Source organism: Ruegeria pomeroyi DSS-3 (assembly GCF_000011965.2).
In the GTDB taxonomy this organism is placed as follows: domain Bacteria; phylum Pseudomonadota; class Alphaproteobacteria; order Rhodobacterales; family Rhodobacteraceae; genus Ruegeria_B; species Ruegeria_B pomeroyi.
The window spans coordinates 3687266-3706779 of record NC_003911.12; the positions used below are offsets into that span (position 1 = coordinate 3687266).

A 19514-nucleotide genomic window follows, 5' to 3' on the forward strand; every position below is an offset into this window, starting at 1 on the left:
TGACCCTTTGGCGCAAGCGGCAGCTTGCGCATATCCGCCAAGAAGCCCCGACCACGCCCCATTTTCGCCCTATGCGCCCCCTATCCCGAAGCGCAACCACAAGAAGCGGAGGTCCGCGTGCGCACATCCATTCTGGCATTTGTTCTTGCCGCCGTATCGACCATCGCCGGCGCGCAGGACAGCGGGCTGACCAGCCTCGAGACCACCGATGCCGGGCGCAGCTGGCTGGCGGTCGGGCGGCTGGATATCGACGGCACAGGTTTTTGCACCGGTGCCCTGATCGCGCCCGATCTGGTGCTGACCGCCGCGCATTGCCTCTATGACAAGACAACCGGACAGCGGATCGACCCGGCCCGGATCGAGTTTCTGGCCGGTTGGCGACGCGGGCGAGCCTCGGCCTATCGCCGGGTTGCACGCGCGGTGCATCATCCCGACTATCTTTACGAAGGCGCCGTAACCGCCGAGCGGGTGCGCAACGATCTGGCGCTGTTGAAACTCAGCCAGCCGATCCGCAACACCACCGTTGTCCCGTTCGAGACCGGCAATCGCCCGATGCGCGGTGATGCGGTTCAGGTCGTATCCTATGCCCATGACCGGGCCGAAGCGCCCTCGCTGCAAGAGGCCTGCGCCGTCATGGCCCGTCAGCAGGGCGTGCTGGTGATGTCCTGTGATGTGGATTTCGGCGCTTCTGGCTCGCCCGTCTTCAGCCTGTCGGACAGCACGCCGCGCATCGTCTCGGTGGTCTCGGCCAAGGCCGAGGTCGATGGCGCGCGGGTGGCGCTTGGGACTTCGCTGGACGACACCCTGACCTTTCTGATGGGAGAGCTGGACAGCCATAAACGCGCCGAGATCCCGACCGTTCCGCGCGTCAACCGCCTGTCGGCCAGCGGCCAGGGCAGCGCCTCGGGTGCCAAGTTCGTGCGCCCATGAAAGGTCTGATCGCCCTTGCCCTTGCGGCGCTGCTGGTCACCCCGGCTCTGGCACAAAACAGCGGGCTGCGCCGCCTGACGGACCGCGACGACCTGTTCGGATGGGAAGCGGTCGGGCGGCTGGACATTGCCGAGCAGGGCTTTTGCACCGGCACTCTGATCGCCCCCGATCTGGTTCTGACTGCTGCCCATTGCGCCTTTGACGGGCGCACCGGTGCGCATTACCGCGCGGGCGAAATCACCTTTCGCGCCGGGTTCCGCGATGGCACCTCGGTGGCCGACCGCCGGGTCGTGCAAATCGTGACACCTTCCGAATTCCGGGCTTCGGGTGCCGTCTCGGCCGAGCGTATCCGGGTCGATGTGGCACTGATGCGGCTTGATGATCCGGTGCCGACCGCGCTGGCCGATCCGTTTGCCCTGCATTCGGGCGACGTGAGCGGCAGCGAGATCAGCGTTTCGTCCTACGGGCGGGGCCGGGCCGAGGCGATCTCGCGTCAGCGCGCCTGCCAGATGCTCTGGCGCCAGCAAGGCCTGATCGCCTTTGACTGCGACGTGACCTTCGGCTCGTCCGGGGCCGCCATCCTTGCGCGCGAGGGCAGCCGGGGCCGGGTGCTGTCACTGGTCTCGGCCGGTGGCGTGGTCGACGGGCGCTCCATCGGTTATGGCATGGAACTGGCCGATACCGTGGCCACGCTGAAACAGAAGTTGCGCGCCAATGCCCCGGCACCGGCGGCCAATATCCGCCGTCTGCAAGTGGGCGGCAGCCTGTCGTCCGGCACCTCGGGGGCCAAGTTCCTGCGCCCCGGCGGCTCTTGAAACCGCGCTCTCGCTTTCCCATCTCAGTTTGACCGGGCCGCCGCATTGCGGGGTCCGGGCCTGCAACCGCCCGTCCGTGACGGAGGGCTTTTGGCATCAATCGCTCGAAGAAGAGGATTACGACATATGCGCAGTTTCGATTTCGCCCCGCTGCACCGCGCCAGCATCGGTTTCGACCAGATCGCCGATCTGATGGACAGGGTCATGTCCAGCGATGTGGGGCAACCCAGCTATCCGCCCTATAACATCGAGAAAACCGCGGCCGATGCCTATCGCATCTCGATCGCCGTCGCCGGCTTTGCCGAGACCGACCTGTCGGTCGAGGTCAAGGAAAACGCCCTGGTGATCTCGGCCCGTAAGGCCGCCGACGAGGCCGAGCGGACCTTTCTGCATCGGGGCATCGCCACCCGCGCGTTCGAACGCCGCTTCACGCTGGCAGATCACGTGCGCGTCACTGGCGCCAGCCACGAAAACGGAATGCTGCATATCGACCTGAAGCGCGAGATTCCCGAGGCGCTGAAACCGCGCCGGATCGAGATCGCTTCGGTCAAATCCGCCGACACGCCCGAACGGATCGAGGCGAAGGCGGTCAACTAACCTCCGATCCGCGCGCCCCTGCGGTTTGACGGGTGCGCGGGTCATTCGCGATAAACCGGACCTCCCTCGGTTATCGCACCTTGCGCGCGCCTCATGTTCCTCCAGGCATGGGGCGCGCCTTTCTATCGCAGGCACCCGGGTTCAGCGCCGCACCCGATAGGTCAGCGCGCGCCGGATCAGCCAGCCATGCCGGATCGGGTCGATCTCGTCGGCGCTGCGAAACAGGATGGCGCGGGTCCCCTCGATCCGGTCAAGGCCTTCGAACTGTTCCAGATAGTCGGGGATCAGGCGGCTCTGACAATGCACATAAAGCGCAAAGCCGCCCTGACGCGGGCATCCCAATCGCAGGGTCGACCCGCGCGGCGCCAGATAGGCGGGCTGGCCCCATTTCAACGTCTCCTGCAAGGGCTGCGCCTGGGGTAATTCCGCGGCGCTGCGCAGGATCAGCGCGCGCAGCTTGAGCAGCCCCGCGCGCGGCCCGGCCGGAAAGGCCGCAAACGCCTCGGCCAGTTTTGGATCGCAAATCTCGGTCATGTCAGGGGCAGCGTCGCATCCATCCTGTCGATATAGTCCGACAAAACCCGGTCGCCCGCAACGCGGCGTTGCAGCGGGGTCGCGACCGGCGTCGCCCGCATCGCGGCCAGCATCGGTGCGACCGACAGATCGGCACCGGTTGGCGCATCGCCAAACAGAAAGGGTTTCTGCCACAAAAGCGCGGTCACCGCCTCGAAACTGCGCTCGACCCGGTCGCGCCGTTCGGCTTCGGAGAACCGGGCCATGCCCTGAAAATCGAGCCCGCGCAGCACCTGCGCCCGGATCCGATTGGTGACCGGCTTGCGCAACAGGCGCGGGATCTCGCCAAAGAATGTGTCGCGAATGATCGCCCAGACCGCGTCATTGCCCCAGCGATCAAGCACCAGATAGGGATAGAAATGATCCTCGGCCATATGGATCAACGCCCGCGCGCTTGCCCGCTGGGCATCGGTCAGGCCACGGTCGAACTCCGCGCCGCGCGACTCCAGCCAGGCACGGATACCGTCGCTGTCGGGCACCAGCCGTTCCGGCGTGCGCAACACCGGCAATTTGCCGTGAGGCATGCGGCGCGGGTCGGTCTGATCCTGCCGTTGCCAGGGTTCACCGGCCAGGGTGAGAAGATAGGCGGCTTTGACGCAAAACGGGCTGGCAGAGTAAAGCCCAAAGGCTTTGGGAAAGGTGATAAGGGTCAGCATGGGGGTCTTCCTGATTTCAACTGCTGCCTGATTAGGGCAGCATGGTGACAGATTCTGTCATCAGCCCCGGGTTACCCTGCGCCATGTCGAAAACCGCAAGATTGTTCCAGTTGATGCAGGCGCTGCGCTCGGGTCCGGCACCGCATACCTCGACGGCGCTGGCACAGGACCTGGGTGTCTCGCCGCGCACCATTCATCGCGACATCGACGCGCTGCGCGGTCTTGGCGCCGTGATCGACGGCGAGGCGGGGTTTGGCTTTACCCTGATCGAGGACGCAACCCTGCCCCCGCTCGGTTTTACCGATGACGAGCTGGAGGCGCTGGTTCTGGGTCTGCGCGAGGCGGAGCTGATCGGCGACCCGGCGCTGAGCCAGGCCGCCAGCGCCGCTCTGCGCAAGCTTCAGGGCCGCCTGCCGCCGCGCCAGTCGCACCGGCTGTCCCATGCGGTGCTGACCGCGACCCGGTTTGACCGGCCCCAGCCGCCAACAATCCCGGTGGCCGAACTGCGCGCCGCCGCCTGGGACGAGATGGCGGTGAGCTTCGATTATACCGACATGCATGGTGCGGCCACCTCGCGCACCGTCTATCCGCTGTCCATCGTTTATATGGATCGCTCCAGCGTGCTGATCGCCTGGTGCCTGTTGCGAAAGGATGTGCGGGTGTTCCGGCTTGATCGGATGCGCGATCTGGTGATCACCGGGCAGAGCTTTCGCCCGCGCCGGGTGCCGATGCTGCGCGATGCGCTGGCACAGATCCGCGCGCAACAAGCGTGAGTACTTTGTCCGCCGCCGCTTTCGCGGTAGGCTGGGGCCCGAGCAGCAAAACAGGGCGCGACCCATGATCCGGTTCCTGACATCTCTGGCGCTTTGCCTGGGCGGCAGTGTTGCGGCGGAAACACCCGCCACGTTGATCCCGGCGGTGGCGCAATCCTTGCGCCCGGTGCTGCGGCCTGACCTGCTCACCCCTGTGTCTCAGGATATCGAAGCGCAGTTTCAAACCTGGTTGATCGAGTTTCGCGCCCGCGCGCTGACCCTCGGTATCACCCCCGCCACGCTGAATGCCGCCCTGCCCGGCCTCAGCTATGACGCCGAGGTGGTGCGGCGCGACCGCAATCAGGCGGAGTTCACCAAGACGATCTGGGACTATCTCGACACCGCCGTGTCCGAGGCCCGCATCGCCAACGGCCGCAAGGCCGTGGCCCGTCACCGGGACCTGCTGGCCCGGATCGAGGCGCGATGGGGCGTCGACCGCCATGTGGTCGCTGCCATCTGGGGGCTGGAAAGTGCCTATGGCGCGGTGCGCGGGGGAGACAGCACCCTGCGTTCGCTGGCTTCGCTGGCCTTTGACACCCGTCGCGCCGAGTTCTTCGAAGGCCAGCTGATCGCCGCCCTGCGTATTCTTGACAGCGGCGATGCCCGGCTGCGCGATCTGCGCGGCAGCTGGGCGGGCGCGATGGGCCATACCCAGTTCATGCCGACCTCGTATCAGGAGCATGCGGTGGATTTCACCGGCGACGGGCGCCGCGACATCTGGTCGGATGACCCCAGCGACGCGCTGGCCTCGACCGCCGCCTATCTCAAGGCCAATGGCTGGGTCAGCGGCCAGCCCTGGGGGATCGAGGTGCTGCTGCCCAAGGGGTTCGACCTGACCACAGCCCGGCGCGAGTTGACGCGGATGCCCTCGGACTGGGCCGCTGCCGGAGTGCGCGATCTGGAGGGGCGCGCAGTGCCCGACCATGGCCCCGCCAGCATCCTGCTGCCCGCCGGACACAGCGGCGCGGCCTTCATGATCTTTGACAATTTCGCGGTGATCGAGACCTATAACACCGCCGATGCCTATGTGATCGGGGTCGGCCATCTGGCCGACCGCATCGCCGGCGGGGGGCCGATCCGGGGCAACTGGCCACGCGCCGACCGGGCGCTGACCTTGGACGAGCGGATCGAGCTGCAAGAGCGCCTGACCGCCGCCGGGTTCAACACGCAGAAGATCGACGGCAAGATCGGCCCGCTGACCATCAACGCGGTGCGCGACTATCAACTGGATCAGGGTCTGGCGCCTGACGGCTATGCCTCGTTGCGGGTGCTGGAACGTCTGCGCAGCGCTAGCTGACGGCCCGCGCATATGCGGTCCGCTCTTTTCCATCCTGACCTAATCCGCTAAAGCCGGTTTGACCAAAACGAACCTTGGCAGCAGCGTTCCGGAACCGGCGACGGGCTGACCCGCATCAAGGACAGGACGACGACATGAAATTCACCCTCTCCTGGCTGAAAGACCATCTCGACACCACCGCCAGCGTGGACGAGATCGCCGAGGCGCTGACCGATCTGGGGCTCGAAGTCGAAGGTATCGAGAACCCCGCCGCGCGTCTGGCCGGGTTCACCCTGGCCCATGTCAAGTCCGCCAGCCAGCACCCCGATGCGGACCGTCTGCGCGTCTGCGTGGTGGAAACCAACGAGGGCGAGAAACAGATCGTCTGCGGCGCCCCCAACGCGCGCGAGGGCATCACCGTGGTGCTGGCGAAACCCGGCGACTATGTGCCCGGGATCGACGTGACCCTGTCGGTCGGCAACATCCGGGGCGTCGAAAGCCACGGCATGATGTGTTCCGAGCGCGAGCTGGAACTGTCCGACGAACATGACGGCATCATCGAGCTGCCCTCGGGCGAGGTGGGCGAGCGGTTCATCGACTGGCTGGCCGAGAACGACCCGGCCAAGGTCGACCCGGTGATCGAGATCGCGATCACCCCCAACCGCCCCGACGCGCTGGGCGTGGCGGGCATCGCCCGCGATCTGGCCGCGCGCGGGATCGGCACGCTGAAAACCCGCGCCTATGCGCCGGTGCCCGGCGATTTCGACTGTCCGATCAAGGTGACCATCGACGAGGATACCCGCGACGGCTGCCCGCTCTTCACCGGCCGCCTGATCCGCGACGTGCGCAACGGCCCCAGCCCGCAATGGTTGCAGGACCAGCTGCGCGCCATCGGCCTGCGCCCGATCTCGGCGCTGGTCGATATCACCAACTACATGACCTATGACCACAACCGCCCGCTGCATGTCTTTGACGCCGACAAGGTCAAGGGCAACCTGCGCGTCCACCGCGCCGCGGGGGGCGAGACGCTCAAGGCGCTGGACGAGAAGGAATACACCTTTCAGCCGGGCATGATGGTGATCTCGGACGATGAAGGCGCCGAAAGCATCGCCGGCATCATGGGCGGTGACGCCACCGGCTGCACCGAGGAGACGGTGAATGTCTTCCTCGAAAGCGCCTATTGGGACAATGTGCAGATCGCGCTGGCGGGCCGCGCACTCAAGATCAACTCGGACGCGCGCTATCGTTTCGAGCGCGGCGTCGATCCGGCCTATACGCTCGAAGGGCTGGAGCACGCGACCCAGATGATCCTCGATATCTGCGGTGGCGAGGCCTCGACCGTAGTGATCGCGGGCGCGGTGCCCGATCATTCCCGCGCCTACAAGCTGGACGCCGAGCGGGTGCGGTCGCTGGTCGGCATGGACATCCCCGAAAGCGAGCAGCGCCAGACGCTGACACGGCTCGGCTTCCGGCTTGAAGGCAACATGGCCCATGTGCCCAGCTGGCGCCCCGATGTGCAGGGCGAGGCCGATCTGGTCGAGGAAGTGGCCCGTATCGCCTCGCTGACCAAGCTGGTGGGCAGGCCGCTGCCGCGCCTGACCGATGGTGTGCCCAAACCGGTGATGACGCCGCAGCAGCGCCGCCTGTCGATGGCGCGCCGCACAGCGGCCTCGCTCGGTTACAACGAATGCGTCAGCTATACCTTCATCGATCAGGCCTCGGCCGCTCTGTTCGGCGGCGGTACTGATGCGACCATGCTGGAAAACCCGATCTCGTCGGAAATGAGCCATATGCGCCCCGACCTGTTGCCGGGCCTGTTGGCGGCTGCCGCCCGCAACCAGGCACGTGGTTTTGCCGATCTGGCCCTCTTCGAGGCCGGGCCGGTGTTTCACGGCGGCGAGCCGGGCGAACAGCGGGCGCAGATCGCGGGCCTGCTGGTGGGCCGCACCGGGCCCAAGGACGTGCACGGCGCCGCGCGCGCCGTCGACCTCTATGACGCCAAGGCCGATGCCGAGGCGGTGCTGGCCGCGATGGGCGCACCCGCCAAGGTGCAGATCCTGCGCGACGGTGACGGCTGGTGGCATCCCGGCCGCCATGGTCGCATCTGCCTGGGCCCGAAAAAGGTGCTGGGGGTCTTTGGCGAGCTGCACCCGCGCGTTTTGCAGGCAATGGATGTAAAGGGCCCGGCGGTCGCCTTCGTGCTCTGGCCCGAAGAGGTGCCGCTGCCGCGCAAATCGGGCACCACGCGCGCCGCGCTGGCGCTGCGCGACCTGCAAGCGGTCGAGCGCGACTTTGCCTTTGTGGTCGATGCGGGTGTCGAGGCGCTGACGCTGGTCAATGCCGCCGCCGGTGCCGACAAGGCCCTGATCGAAGATGTGCGGGTGTTTGACGAGTTCATCGGCGGCTCGCTGGGCGAGGGCAAGAAATCGCTGGCCATCACCGTGCGCCTGCAACCGACCGAGACCACGCTCAAGGAAAAGGATATCGAGGCCGTCAGCGCCAAGATCGTCGAAAAGGTCGCCAAGGCCACCGGCGGCACCCTGCGCGGCTGATCCGTTCCCGGTACTTGATGAAAAGGCGCGCCAGGACGGCGCGCCTTTTGCGTTCTACCCTGTCAGGTATTCGGCCAGAATGTCGAACACCAGACGGATGCGCCGGCTGGTGTGCAACTCGCGATGTGCGGTCAGCCAGACCGGGAACAGCAGCGGTTCCATCTGCGGCAGCACGCGTTCCACGCCGGGTGTGGCGGCAGCCACGCCATCGTCCATCGGCGCGATGCCAAACCCCTGCCGCACGTAATCCCAGGCCACCACCCCGCTTTGCGAACCAAGGCGGAAGTTGGCGCGCGTCAGCGGCAGGCCCAGCGGCGTCAGATGGCCGAGCATCTCGGTCACATCGCCAAAGGCGATGAAATCATGCGTGGCCAGATCATCCTTGGTCACCGGGCGCCCGCGCCGGTCGAGATAACCGGAAGCGGCATAGAAATGCGCCGTTGCCTCGCGCACCAGCCGGGCGATCAGATCGGGCTGTTCGGGCCGCACGTGGCGGATGGCGATATCGGCCTCGCGCCGCATCAGGTCGCGGATATCGTTGGCGGCGATCACCTCGATCTCCAGCCGGGGGGCCTGCGCGCGGATGCGGCGCAGTGCCTCCGGCAGCACATAGGCCGACATCACGTCGCTGGCCGTGATCCGGACGCGCCCCTCGATGGATTGCGCCTGACCCGAGGCCGCCAGCGCCACCCGATCCGCCGCCGCCCCCATGGCGCGCGTATGTTCCAGCAGGTCGGCCCCCGCATCGGTCAGCACCAGTGTCCGCCCGATCCGCTCGAACAGCATTACGCCCAAATCCTGTTCCAGCGCGGCGACCTGACGGCTGAGCGTCGGTTGTGTCAGGTCCAGCCGCCGCGCCGCCGCCGACAGCGACCCCGTCTCGGCGGTTTTCAGAAAGGCGCGGATGTGGTTCCAGTCCAGCTTGGTCAGATCGCTCATGCATTCCTGTATAAGCAAACTGCGAATTTCGGCAATTTCTATTGACTCTGCGCATATCTATTCTGCCGCCAAAAGGAGCACCCAATGGTTGACAGCACCACATTCTGGAACAAGGTCGCCGAGAAATACGCCCGCACCCCGATCGCGGACATGACATCCTATGACTATACACTCGAACGCACCGCGGCCCATCTGAAACCCGGTGACCGGGTGCTGGAACTGGGCTGCGGCACCGGCTCCACCGCCTTGCGGCTGGCGCCCGATGTGGCCGCAATCGTTGCCACCGACATCGCCCCGGCGATGCTGGCGGTGGGGCGGCGCAAGGCCCGCGAGCAAGGCGTGGAAAACGTCGACTTTGTCGAGGCGCCGGCCAAGACACCGCCCGAAGGCCCGTTTGATGCCGCGCTTGCCTTCAACCTGCTGCATCTGGTTGATGACCTCGATGCCAGCCTGGCCGCCATTCACGACCGGCTGAAGCCCGGCGGGCTGTTCATTTCGAAAACCTTCTGCATCGGAACGGGACGAAACAGCTTCAAACTCTACGCCATCCGTCTGGCCCTGCCGGTGATGCAGCTGCTGGGCAAGGCGCCCCCGGTCACCTTCCTGACCGAGGCCGAGCTGGACAATGCCATCACCCGCGCGGGCTTTGACCTGGTCGAGCAAGAGAGCTTTCCAGCCAAGGATCCGCGTCGCTTTCTGGTCGCGCGCCGCCGCTGAGGGGCTGGGGTTGCCCCCGGCGGCACCGCACCCTAGGCTCGCCCCAAAGCGGATGAAGGAGAGCGGCATGACCCTGAACGTCTATCTGTCGGGCGAGATTCACACCGACTGGCGCGAGCAGATCGTGGCCGGCGCAAAGGGGCTGGACCTGGCGTTTTCGGGCCCGGTCACCGATCATGCCGCCAGCGACGATTGCGGCGTGGCGATCCTGGGCGCCGAGCCGGACAAATACTGGCATGACCACAAGGGCGCGATGGTCAACGCCATCCGCACCCGCAGGGGCATATCCGATGCGGATGTGGTGGTGGTCCGATTTGGCGACAAGTACAAGCAGTGGAACGCCGCCTTTGACGCCGGCTATGCCGCCGCGCTGGGCAAGTCGATCATCGTGCTCAGCCCGCCCGAACACCAGCATGCGCTGAAAGAGGTACACGCCGCTGCCCTTGCGGTTGCCGAAACACCCGCGCAGGTGATCGCCGTCCTGCGTTATGTGCTGACCGGGGCCTTGCCCGCCTGACCGGCACGCGATTTTCGTTGACGGACAACGGATTATACTGAAGCTGGTCGCATTTGCTGTCGGGGGGGGGAACGATGGCGTTGCACTGGCGTATTCTTATCCTGCTGTTTCTGGTGCGCTGCACCATGGCTTTTCAATTCGCGACCATCGGCGGCATCGGTCCGGTGCTGTCTGACACCTATACGTTGGATATCGCCGGGCTCGGCTGGATCGTGGGCCTCTATTTCCTGCCGGGGGTGGTGATTGCCCTGCCGGGCGGCGGCATCGCCCGCTGGTTCGGTGATGAAAGGGTGATCCTTTTCGGTCTGGCGCTGATGACGGCGGGATCGCTGATCATGGCACTGCAACCGTCGTTGAGCGTGTTCAGCGCCGCCCGGCTGATGGCCGGTATCGGCGGCATCCTGATGAACGTCCTGATGAGCAAGCTGGTGCTCGACTGGTTCGCCAATCGCCAGATCGCAACCGCCATGGTGATCTTCATCAACTCCTGGCCTGCCGGTATCGGCCTGTCGCTTGTGGTACAGCCCTGGCTGGCGGCCCAGGGTGGTGTTGCCCTTCCGTTCGCGGTCGAAACCGGCCTGATTGCCACGGCCCTGGTTGCCTTTTTCCTGTTCTATCGCCGCCCCGACACAGCACCCGCCACCTCTGGCGCACCTGCCCGGGCCATGCCGCAGGGGGCGGTTCTTGGCGCGGTGCTTGTCGCCGGGTTCTCGTGGGGCGCGTTCAATGCCAGCCTTGCCGCCTTGTTGTCTTTTGGCCCCACATCGCTTGTCGACAGGGGAATGTCGCTGGAGCTGGCGGGCCTGTCGATCAGCATCGTGTCCTGGACCGTTGTCGTCACCGGCACATTTGGCGGTTGGCTGACGGATCGCACCGGGCGACCCGCGATGGTGCTGTTGACGGGCCTCAGCCTCTTTGGCCTCGCCCTGTTCCTGTTTCCCCGCGTCCCGCCGATGCTGATCACAATGGCCTTGATCGGCCTCCTGTCGGGCGTGCCGGTCGCGGGATTGATCAGCTTGCCCGCCCGGGTTCTGAAACCCGAACAGCGGGCCATCGGCATGGGCCTGTTCTACACTGTCTATTACGCCTGTTTCGCAATCTTGCCCGGTCTGGGCGGCAAATGGGCCGAAAGCGCCGGAACGGTGTCCGCCGCCTTCGAATTTGCCGCCTTTGTCATCGTGCTGGCGATACTGGGCGTCTTTGTCTTTCTACCCCTGTCGCGCCGGGTCTGAGGGGCGTTACCCCTCGCGCGCCGGGATCGTCAGCCCGCGCTGCACCGCAGGGCGCGCCAGGAACCGCTCCAGATAGGCAACCGCATTGGGATGGTTCTGCCAGCCTACCAGATCCTGCGCACCGTAGAACGCCAGCGTATTGAGCCAGGGCGCAATGGCGATATCAGCAATGGAGTAATCGCCGGCGATCCAATCGCGCCCCTCCAGCTGCGCGTCGATCACTGCCAGCAGCCGCTTGACCTCAGCCACATAGCGGGCACGCGGGCGCGGGTCTTCGATCTCGGCACCGGCGAATTTGTAGAAAAACCCGAGCTGACCGAACATCGGCCCCACACCGCCCATCTGGAACATCAGCCATTGGGTGATGCGGGCGCGGTCGGCCGCGATTTCACCGATCAGCTTGCCACTCTTTTCAGCCAGATACAGCAGGATCGCCCCACTTTCGAACAGCGCCAGTGGCTGCCCGTCCGGCCCGTCTGGGTCGATGATCGCTGGGATCTTGTTGTTGGGGTTCAGCGACAGGAACTCGGGGCTTTTGACATCGGCATCCGACAGGGTAACCCGATGCGCCTCATACGGCAGGCCGATCTCTTCGAGCATGATCGACACCTTCACGCCGTTGGGCGTGGGAAAGGAGTAGAATTGCAGGATATCGGGGTTTGTGGCGGGCCAGCGCTGGCTGACAGGGAATTCGGCAAGATCAAACATGGCGCGTCTCCGGTTGTGGTGTCGGATACAATCTAAGACCCCTGAGCGCGCAGAGAAGGCACCCGTCTGTGCGCCTCTGGCTATGCGCCTGTGTGGCACCGAACAGGCAAAATGGGCGGTTTGGTGCCGGACAGGCCGGAAAACGGCCGAAAGAGATGCAGAAATCCGTATTTCGCATAGTTTTTTCCCCGTGCAGATCAACAACACCCTGCTATTCCTAAAAACCAAGCCGGGCCGACATACGAAGCCCGGCGAGACAGCGACCAACGAAACCAGACGGGGACACTACATGCTACAGGAATTCAAAACCTTCATCGCCAAGGGCAATGTCATGGACATGGCGGTGGGGATCATCATCGGCGCCGCCTTTACCGCGATCGTGAAATCGCTGGTCGACGACCTGATCAATCCGATCATCGGTCTGTTCACGGGCGGTGTGGACTTTACCAACAATTTCGTCGTCCTGGGCGGCGACGGTACCGCCTATGCCTCGCTTGCCGCCGCGCGCGAGGCCGGGGCATCGGTCTTTGCCTATGGCGCCTTCTTCATGGCGGTCTTCAACTTCCTGATCATCGCCTGGGTCGTGTTCATGCTGGTCAAGGCAGTGAACCGCGCCAAGGAAGCCGCCGCCAAGGAAGAGGCCGCCGCCGAACCCGCAGCCCCCGCAGGCCCGTCGGAACTCGACGTGCTGCTGGAAATCCGCGACTCGCTCAAGCGCTAAGACGTCGACCGTACCTATCCGCCGCCCCGGCCCGGCCGGGGCGGTTCGCTTTTTGGGCAACCTGCCGCAACAGGAGCATACAAGACCATGCAGGACTATCTGAACCAGGCCGAGGTGATCTGGCCGCTTCTCGTCAGCGCCGCCAAGGCGCTGGTTGTGCTGATCCTGGGCTGGACCCTGGCTGGAACGATTGCCGGGCTGGTCCGCCGCCGCATCAATGCCACCCCGCAGATTGACCCGACGCTGGGCAATTTCACCGCCAGCCTGGTCAAATGGGCCATCCTTGCCATGGTGCTGGTTGCGGTGCTGGGTATTTTCGGGATCGAGGCGACCAGTATCGTCGCCGTATTGGGTGCCGCCTCTCTGGCCATCGGTCTGGCGCTGCAAGGCACGCTCAGCGACCTGGCGGCTGGCGTGATGCTGGTGGTGTTCCGGCCCTACAAGCTCGGCCAGTTCGTCGACATTGGCGGCACCTCGGGCACGGTGCGCGATCTCAACCTGTTCACCACCGAGCTGGTAACGCCGGACAATGTACAGATCATCGTCCCCAACGGTCAGGCCTGGGGCGCCATCATCACCAATTACTCTGCCCACGACACCCGCCGCGTCGATCTGGTCTTCGGCATCGACTATGACGACGATGCAGGCAAGGCGATGGAGATCATCGAACGCACCGCCAGCGCAGACAGCCGCGTTCTGGCCGATCCCGCCCCCTGGGTTCGGGTTACCAATCTGGGCGACAGTTCGGTCGATCTGACCGCGCGGATATGGTGTCGGGCCGAGGACTACTGGGAGCTGAAATTCGAACTGACGCGCCGGGTCAAGGAAGCCTTCGATGCCGGCGGAATCTCGATCCCCTATCCCCACAGCGTCGAGATCCACAAGGAGGCCTGAACCCTCTTCATTCCGCCCGAATTACTCCGGGGGAGTAGTCACCGCGCTCGGCAGCGAGGCAGCGCCCCCTCCCCCGTTTGCGGCCGAAAAAATTGGCGCCAAAGGTCCGGAATCCGTTTGACACCGCCGCGGGCCTTAGGTAGTCACCGCGCGTGGTTGCGGCGTGATAGCTCAGTTGGTTAGAGCACAGCACTCATAATGCTGGGGTCGGCGGTTCAAGTCCGCCTCACGCTACCACCCTTCTCCCGAACTTCCCCAAAATATGAAGCAGGCCACCGGTCGGACACGGCGCTGGCCTATGTTTGGCGCGAGATTATTCGTCGAATAATCTCGTGTGCTGGCTCGTTTGTGGACATGAAAAAAGGCCGCTCCGGGGGAGCGGCCTTTTCTATTCGTCACCTTTGTCGCACCTGGCAGATTTTCCGGAGGAAAATCTCCTGGAGCAACCAGGTGCGTCTCGGGGTCACCGATTACTCGATGATCTTCGACACATCCCTGACGGTGCGTCTGGGGATCACCGATTACTCGATGATCTTCGACACAACGCCGGCGCCGACGGTGCGGCCGCCTTCGCGGATGGCGAAACGCAGGCCGTCTTCCATCGCGATCGGGGCGATCAGCTCGACGGTGAAGCCAACGTTGTCACCCGGCATCACCATCTCGGTGCCTTCGGCCAGCGTCACGGTGCCGGTCACGTCGGTGGTCCGGAAGTAGAACTGCGGACGGTAGTTCGCGAAGAACGGGGTGTGACGGCCGCCCTCTTCCTTGGTCAGGATATAGGCTTCGGCTTCGAACTTGGTGTGCGGGGTCACCGAACCGGGCTTGCACAGCACCTGGCCGCGCTCGACGCCTTCACGATCGATACCACGCAGCAGCGCGCCGATGTTGTCGCCGGCTTCACCGCGGTCCAGCAGCTTGCGGAACATTTCCACACCGGTGCAGGTGGTGGTCTTGGTGTCGCGAATGCCGACGATCTCGATCGAGTCGCCAACGTTGATCACGCCACGTTCCACACGCCCGGTCACCACGGTGCCACGGCCCGAGATCGAGAACACGTCTTCGATCGGCATCAGGAAGGGCTGGTCGACCGCACGCGCCGGGGTCGGGATGTACTCGTCGACCGCCGCCATCAGCGCGCGGATCGATTCTTCGCCCATCGACGGCTCGGTGCCGTTCATCGCGTGCAGCGCCGAACCCCGAATGATCGGAATGTCATCGCCCGGATAATCGTACGAGGACAGCAGCTCGCGGATTTCCATCTCCACCAGTTCCAGCAGTTCCTCGTCATCCACCTGGTCGACCTTGTTCATGTAGACAACCATGAAGGGAATGCCGACCTGACGGCCCAGCAGGATGTGCTCGCGGGTCTGCGGCATCGGGCCGTCAGCGGCGTTCACAACCAGGATCGCGCCGTCCATCTGCGCCGCGCCGGTGATCATGTTCTTCACATAGTCGGCGTGGCCGGGGCAGTCGACGTGAGCGTAGTGACGCGAGTCGGTCTCGTATTCCACGTGGGCGGTCGAGATGGTGATCCCGCGCGCTTTCTCTTCCGGCGCGCCGTCGATCTGGTCATACGCCTTGAAATCGCCGAAATACTTGGTGATCGCTGCGGTCAGCGTCGTCTTGCCGTGGTCAACGTGGCCAATCGTACCGATGTTGACGTGCGGTTTACTACGCTCAAACTTTTCCTTTGCCATGATGGCCTCCTTTTGCGTTTGCCGCCATTGCCTGCGCAATAGCGATTACTCTCCGAAGATCGCAATCTTCATATTATTGGCGAGACTATCTGTAGCCTCGTCGAGTTCCTTCTTCGGCGTTCTGATGAACGCAGCGCCCAAAATGCCGATCCCATAGTTTTCCGTTGCGCCGTGTACTTCGAACTTGTCCCCGATGAGCGCACCGGTTTTCATATCAAACAGCGAAACCTCAGTGTTAATTGTGCTGGTATCAGCGCCAATCAATGCAGCAAGGGCTGGATTGGCAATATGGAACTGAACTACGTCAACGTGCACACGCACCGGACGGCCTCCCGCCCGGTTTGCGCTTGACAGCCTCGAAAACGACTTGGTTTGAACCGTATCCAAAATCTGTTGCTTTGGAATAGCCGTATTCTCGCGTGTCACCTGCGTGCTGACCGAAACCTCGGCAACACGCAGGTTGGAAGCTGTCCCCGCATCAACCAGCTGCTGCTGTGTGCAGCCGGCCAATACGGCGAAAACACCTGCCAGAACAAAATTGCGTCGATTGATCATCTTACGCGTATTTTGCCTGGATCTCGTCCGAGATGTTCTGCGGGACCGGATCGTAGTGATCGAACAGCATGGTGAACTGGGCACGGCCCGACGACATCGAACGCAGGGTGTTGATGTAGCCGAACATGTTGGCCAGCGGCACGAAGGCGTTGATCGCAATCGCGTTGCCACGGCTTTCCTGCCCCGACACCTGACCCCGACGCGAGGTCAGGTCACCGATGATACCACCGGTGTACTCCTCGGGAGTGATCACCTCGACCTTCATGATCGGTTCCAGCAGCTTGGCGCCGGCCTTCTTCATGCCTTCGCGCATACCCATGCGGGCCGCGATTTCGAAGGCCAGAACGCTGGAGTCAACGTCGTGGAACTTACCGTCGATCAGGGCGACCTTGAAGTCGATCACGGGGAAGCCGGCCAGCGGGCCGCTATCCATGACGGACTTGATGCCCTTTTCCACGCCCGGGATGTATTCCTTGGGCACGGCACCGCCGACGATCCGGCTCTCGAAGGAGTAGCCTTCGCCCGGCTCGGTCGGGGTGATGACCAGCTTGACCTCGGCGAACTGACCCGAACCACCCGACTGTTTCTTGTGGGTGTAGGTATGCTCGACCTCTTTCGAGATGGTCTCGCGATAGGCCACCTGAGGCGCACCGATGTTGGCTTCGACCTTGAACTCGCGCTTGAGACGGTCCACCAGGATGTCCAGGTGAAGTTCGCCCATGCCCTTCATGATGGTCTGACCCGACTCGATGTCGGTTTCGACGCGGAAGGAGGGGTCTTCGGCGGCCAGACGGGCCAGACCCTGGGACATCTTCTCCTGGTCGCCCTTGGTCTTGGGCTCGACCGCGATCTCGATCACCGGATCGGGGAAGGTCATGGTTTCCAGAACCACCGGATCCTTGGCGTCGCACAGCGTGTCACCGGTGGTGGTGTCCTTCAGACCCGCCAGCGCGATGATGTCGCCTGCAAAGGCTTCATCGATTTCCTCGCGGTTGTTCGAGTGCATCATCATCATCCGACCAACGCGCTCTTTCTTGCCCTTGGTCGAGTTCAGCATGGTGTCGCCCTTTTTCAGGACGCCCGAGTAAACGCGGGTAAAGGTCAGCGAGCCGACAAACGGGTCGTTCATGATTTTGAACGCCAGGCCCGAGAAGGCCATGTTGTCATCGGCGCGACGCGCGATGTTACGCACTTCTTCCTCGTCGCCGGGCTTGAAGCCCATGTAGTCGACAACGTCCAGCGGGCTGGGCAGATAGTCGATCACGGCGTTGAGCAGCGGCTGAACACCCTTGTTCTTGAAGGCGGAGCCACCCAGAACCGGCACGAAATGCAGGGCCAGTGTGCCCTTGCGCAGCAGTTTGCGCAGGGTCGGCACGTCGGGCTCGTTGCCTTCGAGGTATTCCATCATCGCGTCGTCGTCTTCTTCGACGGCCGCTTCGATCATCTTACCGCGCCATTCTTCGGCCATGTCCTTCAGGCTGTCGCGGATCGGGGCCTTGACCCAGCTTGCGCCGAGATCTTCGCCCTGCCACAGCCATTCTTCCATGGTGACCAGGTCAACCAGGCCTTCCAGCTCGGTTTCGGCACCAATCGGAATACCGACCGGAACCGCGCGGGCGCCAGTGCGGTCTTCGATCATGCGCACGCAGTTGAAGAAGTCTGCGCCGATCTTGTCCATCTTGTTGACGAACACCATGCGCGGCACCTTGTAGCGGTCAGCCTGACGCCACACGGTTTCGGTCTGGGGTTCGACACCGGCGTTGGCGTCGAGCACGCAGACGGCACCGTCGAGCACGGCCAGCGAACGCTCGACTTCGATGGTGAAGTCGACGTGGCCGGGAGTGTCGATGATGTTCAAGCGGTGCTTGGGGGTGTCGGCGGTCGCCCCGTCCTCGGTGCGCTCCCAGAAGGTGGTGGTCGCAGCCGAGGTGATGGTGATGCCGCGTTCCTGCTCCTGCTCCATCCAGTCCATGGTGGCGGCGCCGTCATGCACCTCACCAATGTTGTGGGATTTGCCGGTGTAATACAGGATACGTTCCGAGCAGGTCGTCTTGCCTGCGTCGATGTGAGCCATGATACCGAAGTTCCGGTACAGGTTCAGCGGATATTCGCGTGCCATTGGTCTGAGCCTCTAGAATTACCAGCGGTAATGGCTGAAGGCTTTGTTCGCCTCGGCCATCTTGTGGGTGTCTTCGCGCTTCTTCACGGCGGTTCCGCGCGACTGGACGGCGTCCAGCAGCTCGCCGGCGAGGCGTTCTTCCATGGTGTTTTCGTTACGGTTGCGCGCAGCGGCGATCAGCCAGCGGATGGCCAGCGCTTCGCGGCGCTCGGGGCGCACTTCGACCGGAACCTGATAGGTGGCACCACCCACACGGCGCGAGCGGACCTCGACCGAGGGTTTGATGTTGTCGAGCGCTTCGTGGAACACTTCGACGGGGGCGCGCTTGATCTTGTTCTCAACGCGATCAAAGGCGTTGTAGACGATGCGCTCTGCGACCGACTTCTTGCCGTCGATCATCAGGTTGTTCATGAACTTGGTCAGAACCTTGTCGCCAAATTTGGCGTCGGGCAGGACTTCGCGTTTTTCTGCGGCGTGACGACGGGACATCTCGGCCTCTCCTTCTTACTTGGGACGCTTCGCGCCGTATTTCGAACGACGCTGCTTACGGTCTTTGACGCCCTGGGTATCCAGAACACCGCGCAGGATGTGGTAACGCACGCCGGGAAGGTCTTTTACACGGCCGCCACGGATCAGGACCACCGAGTGTTCCTGCAGGTTGTGGCTCTCACCGGGGATGTACGAGATGACCTCGTACCCGTTGGTCAGGCGGACCTTGGCAACCTTACGCATTGCCGAGTTCGGTTTCTTCGGAGTGGTGGTATAGACCCGGGTGCAGACGCCGCGTTTCTGCGGGCACTGTTCCAGGTGCTGGGACTTCGAGCGTTTTACTTTCGGCTGCCGCGGCTTGCGGATCAGCTGTTGGATCGTTGGCATTCCGGTCTTTTCCCCGTTTTGCAACACACATGTCATGCACGCGCGCTGCGTGCGGCTTCAGTTTGGCGTACTTGCGATCTATGCAAGCACAAAACCCGCGAGCGTTCCCATTCCGAGGCGAACGTCGCGGTTGGTTATCAGAGGATCGGGACGATAAAGCTGTCCGGACCTTGACCACGTCTATTTGAAATCGGTCGTGGGGCGGCCCACGGTGTCCGAGATAGCGCGCGTAATAGGGGGAGTCGGGCGGAGTGTCAACAGCCCAGCCCCGGTTGCCAAGGTCGCGACAGGCTGCCAAAATCGTGACGCAGTGTCGAGAAGGTTTTTT

General features: G+C 63.8%; 20 protein-coding genes and 1 tRNA gene. 12 read left to right on the forward strand and 9 right to left on the reverse strand.

The genetic code is table 11. The features are described 5' to 3' along the window. Nucleotides 1-117: 117 nt before the first annotated feature. The 3 genes from SPO_RS17635 (at nt 118) to SPO_RS17645 (ending at nt 2342) form a co-directional block, all read left to right on the forward strand. Entirely contained in the window at nt 118-930 is an 813-nt protein-coding gene (locus SPO_RS17635) for a trypsin-like serine peptidase (RefSeq protein ID WP_044028765.1), read from the forward strand. Next, complete coding sequence (locus SPO_RS17640) at nt 927-1745, forward strand: trypsin-like serine peptidase (RefSeq protein WP_011049166.1); 819 nt, start codon at nt 927-929, stop codon at nt 1743-1745. The genes SPO_RS17635 and SPO_RS17640 overlap by 4 nt, the downstream gene beginning before the upstream one ends. 126 nt (nt 1746-1871) lie before the next feature. Beyond that, nucleotides 1872-2342 carry an Hsp20 family protein gene (locus SPO_RS17645; RefSeq protein WP_011049167.1) on the forward strand — a complete coding sequence of 157 codons (471 nt, stop codon included), beginning with the start codon at nt 1872-1874 and terminating at the stop codon, nt 2340-2342. 141 nt (nt 2343-2483) lie between these two features. Here SPO_RS17645 and SPO_RS17650 read toward each other — a convergent pair whose 3' ends face one another. Together SPO_RS17650 and SPO_RS17655 are read right to left on the reverse strand one after the other, a co-directional pair. Beyond that, complete coding sequence (locus tag SPO_RS17650; RefSeq protein WP_011049168.1) at nt 2484-2876, reverse strand: DUF1801 domain-containing protein; 393 nt, start codon at nt 2874-2876, stop codon at nt 2484-2486. Further along, nucleotides 2873-3571 (reverse strand): glutathione S-transferase family protein, encoded by a 699-nt coding sequence (locus SPO_RS17655; RefSeq protein WP_011049169.1) that lies wholly within the window; start codon nt 3569-3571, stop codon nt 2873-2875. The genes SPO_RS17650 and SPO_RS17655 overlap by 4 nt, the downstream gene beginning before the upstream one ends. An 83-nt stretch (nt 3572-3654) precedes the next feature. On the opposite strand from SPO_RS17655, the gene SPO_RS17660 reads away from it, so the two are divergent. The 3 genes from SPO_RS17660 to pheT all read left to right on the forward strand — a co-directional run bounded on the left by SPO_RS17660 (nt 3655) and on the right by pheT (nt 8211). Further along, nucleotides 3655-4344, forward strand: a complete 690-nt coding sequence (locus SPO_RS17660; RefSeq protein ID WP_011049170.1) for a helix-turn-helix transcriptional regulator — start codon at nt 3655-3657, stop codon at nt 4342-4344. Nucleotides 4345-4408: 64 nt separating this feature from the next. Beyond that, nucleotides 4409-5680, forward strand: coding sequence for a lytic murein transglycosylase (locus SPO_RS17665; RefSeq protein WP_011049171.1), 1272 nt, complete (start codon nt 4409-4411; stop codon nt 5678-5680). 134 nt (nt 5681-5814) lie between these two features. Further along, the gene (gene pheT / locus SPO_RS17670; protein ID WP_011049172.1) at nt 5815-8211 is read left to right on the forward strand and encodes a phenylalanine--tRNA ligase subunit beta; all 2397 of its coding nucleotides are present in this window, start codon (nt 5815-5817) and stop codon (nt 8209-8211) included. Between the two features lie 54 nt (nt 8212-8265). On the opposite strand, the gene SPO_RS17675 is transcribed toward pheT, so the two are convergent. Next, the gene (locus tag SPO_RS17675) at nt 8266-9150 is read right to left on the reverse strand and encodes a LysR family transcriptional regulator (protein ID WP_011049173.1); all 885 of its coding nucleotides are present in this window, start codon (nt 9148-9150) and stop codon (nt 8266-8268) included. Between the two features lie 84 nt (nt 9151-9234). Between SPO_RS17675 and SPO_RS17680 the strand changes: the two genes are divergently transcribed. From SPO_RS17680 to SPO_RS17690, 3 genes are all read left to right on the forward strand, one after another. Beyond that, entirely contained in the window at nt 9235-9867 is a 633-nt protein-coding gene (locus tag SPO_RS17680; protein WP_011049174.1) for a class I SAM-dependent methyltransferase, read from the forward strand. A 67-nt stretch (nt 9868-9934) separates the two neighbouring features. After that, complete coding sequence (locus SPO_RS17685; protein ID WP_044029385.1) at nt 9935-10384, forward strand: YtoQ family protein; 450 nt, start codon at nt 9935-9937, stop codon at nt 10382-10384. A 74-nt stretch (nt 10385-10458) separates the two neighbouring features. After that, nucleotides 10459-11616: an MFS transporter gene (locus SPO_RS17690; RefSeq protein ID WP_011049176.1), complete on the forward strand. Its 1158-nt coding sequence runs from the start codon at nt 10459-10461 to the stop codon at nt 11614-11616. Nucleotides 11617-11622: 6 nt separating this feature from the next. Here SPO_RS17690 and SPO_RS17695 read toward each other — a convergent pair whose 3' ends face one another. Beyond that, entirely contained in the window at nt 11623-12324 is a 702-nt protein-coding gene (locus tag SPO_RS17695) for a glutathione S-transferase family protein (protein WP_011049177.1), read from the reverse strand. A gap of 289 nt (nt 12325-12613) precedes the next feature. On the opposite strand from SPO_RS17695, the gene mscL reads away from it, so the two are divergent. The 3 genes from mscL to SPO_RS17710 all read left to right on the forward strand — a co-directional run bounded on the left by mscL (nt 12614) and on the right by SPO_RS17710 (nt 14176). Further along, nucleotides 12614-13045: a large conductance mechanosensitive channel protein MscL gene (gene mscL, locus SPO_RS17700; RefSeq protein ID WP_011049178.1), complete on the forward strand. Its 432-nt coding sequence runs from the start codon at nt 12614-12616 to the stop codon at nt 13043-13045. Nucleotides 13046-13132: 87 nt separating this feature from the next. Next, nucleotides 13133-13939, forward strand: coding sequence for a mechanosensitive ion channel family protein (locus tag SPO_RS17705; RefSeq protein ID WP_011049179.1), 807 nt, complete (start codon nt 13133-13135; stop codon nt 13937-13939). A 160-nt stretch (nt 13940-14099) separates the two neighbouring features. Further along, nucleotides 14100-14176: transfer RNA gene (locus SPO_RS17710), tRNA-Met, on the forward strand. Nucleotides 14177-14460: 284 nt separating this feature from the next. On the opposite strand, the gene tuf is transcribed toward SPO_RS17710, so the two are convergent. Genes tuf through rpsL form a run of 5 tightly spaced genes read right to left on the reverse strand, consistent with a single transcriptional unit; the run spans nt 14461 to nt 19186 of the window. Next, on the reverse strand, nt 14461-15636 hold the full coding sequence (gene tuf, locus SPO_RS17715) for an elongation factor Tu (RefSeq protein WP_011046478.1): 1176 nt from the start codon (nt 15634-15636) through the stop codon (nt 14461-14463). 45 nt (nt 15637-15681) lie between these two features. Continuing rightward, on the reverse strand, nt 15682-16191 hold the full coding sequence (locus SPO_RS17720; RefSeq protein ID WP_030003263.1) for a hypothetical protein: 510 nt from the start codon (nt 16189-16191) through the stop codon (nt 15682-15684). A gap of 1 nt (nt 16192) precedes the next feature. Next, nucleotides 16193-18310, reverse strand: a complete 2118-nt coding sequence (fusA, locus tag SPO_RS17725) for an elongation factor G (protein WP_011049180.1) — start codon at nt 18308-18310, stop codon at nt 16193-16195. Nucleotides 18311-18328: 18 nt separating this feature from the next. Continuing rightward, nucleotides 18329-18799, reverse strand: coding sequence for a 30S ribosomal protein S7 (rpsG, locus tag SPO_RS17730; RefSeq protein ID WP_011049181.1), 471 nt, complete (start codon nt 18797-18799; stop codon nt 18329-18331). A 15-nt stretch (nt 18800-18814) separates the two neighbouring features. Beyond that, complete coding sequence (gene rpsL, locus SPO_RS17735) at nt 18815-19186, reverse strand: 30S ribosomal protein S12 (RefSeq protein WP_005862801.1); 372 nt, start codon at nt 19184-19186, stop codon at nt 18815-18817. Nucleotides 19187-19514 lie beyond the last annotated feature (328 nt).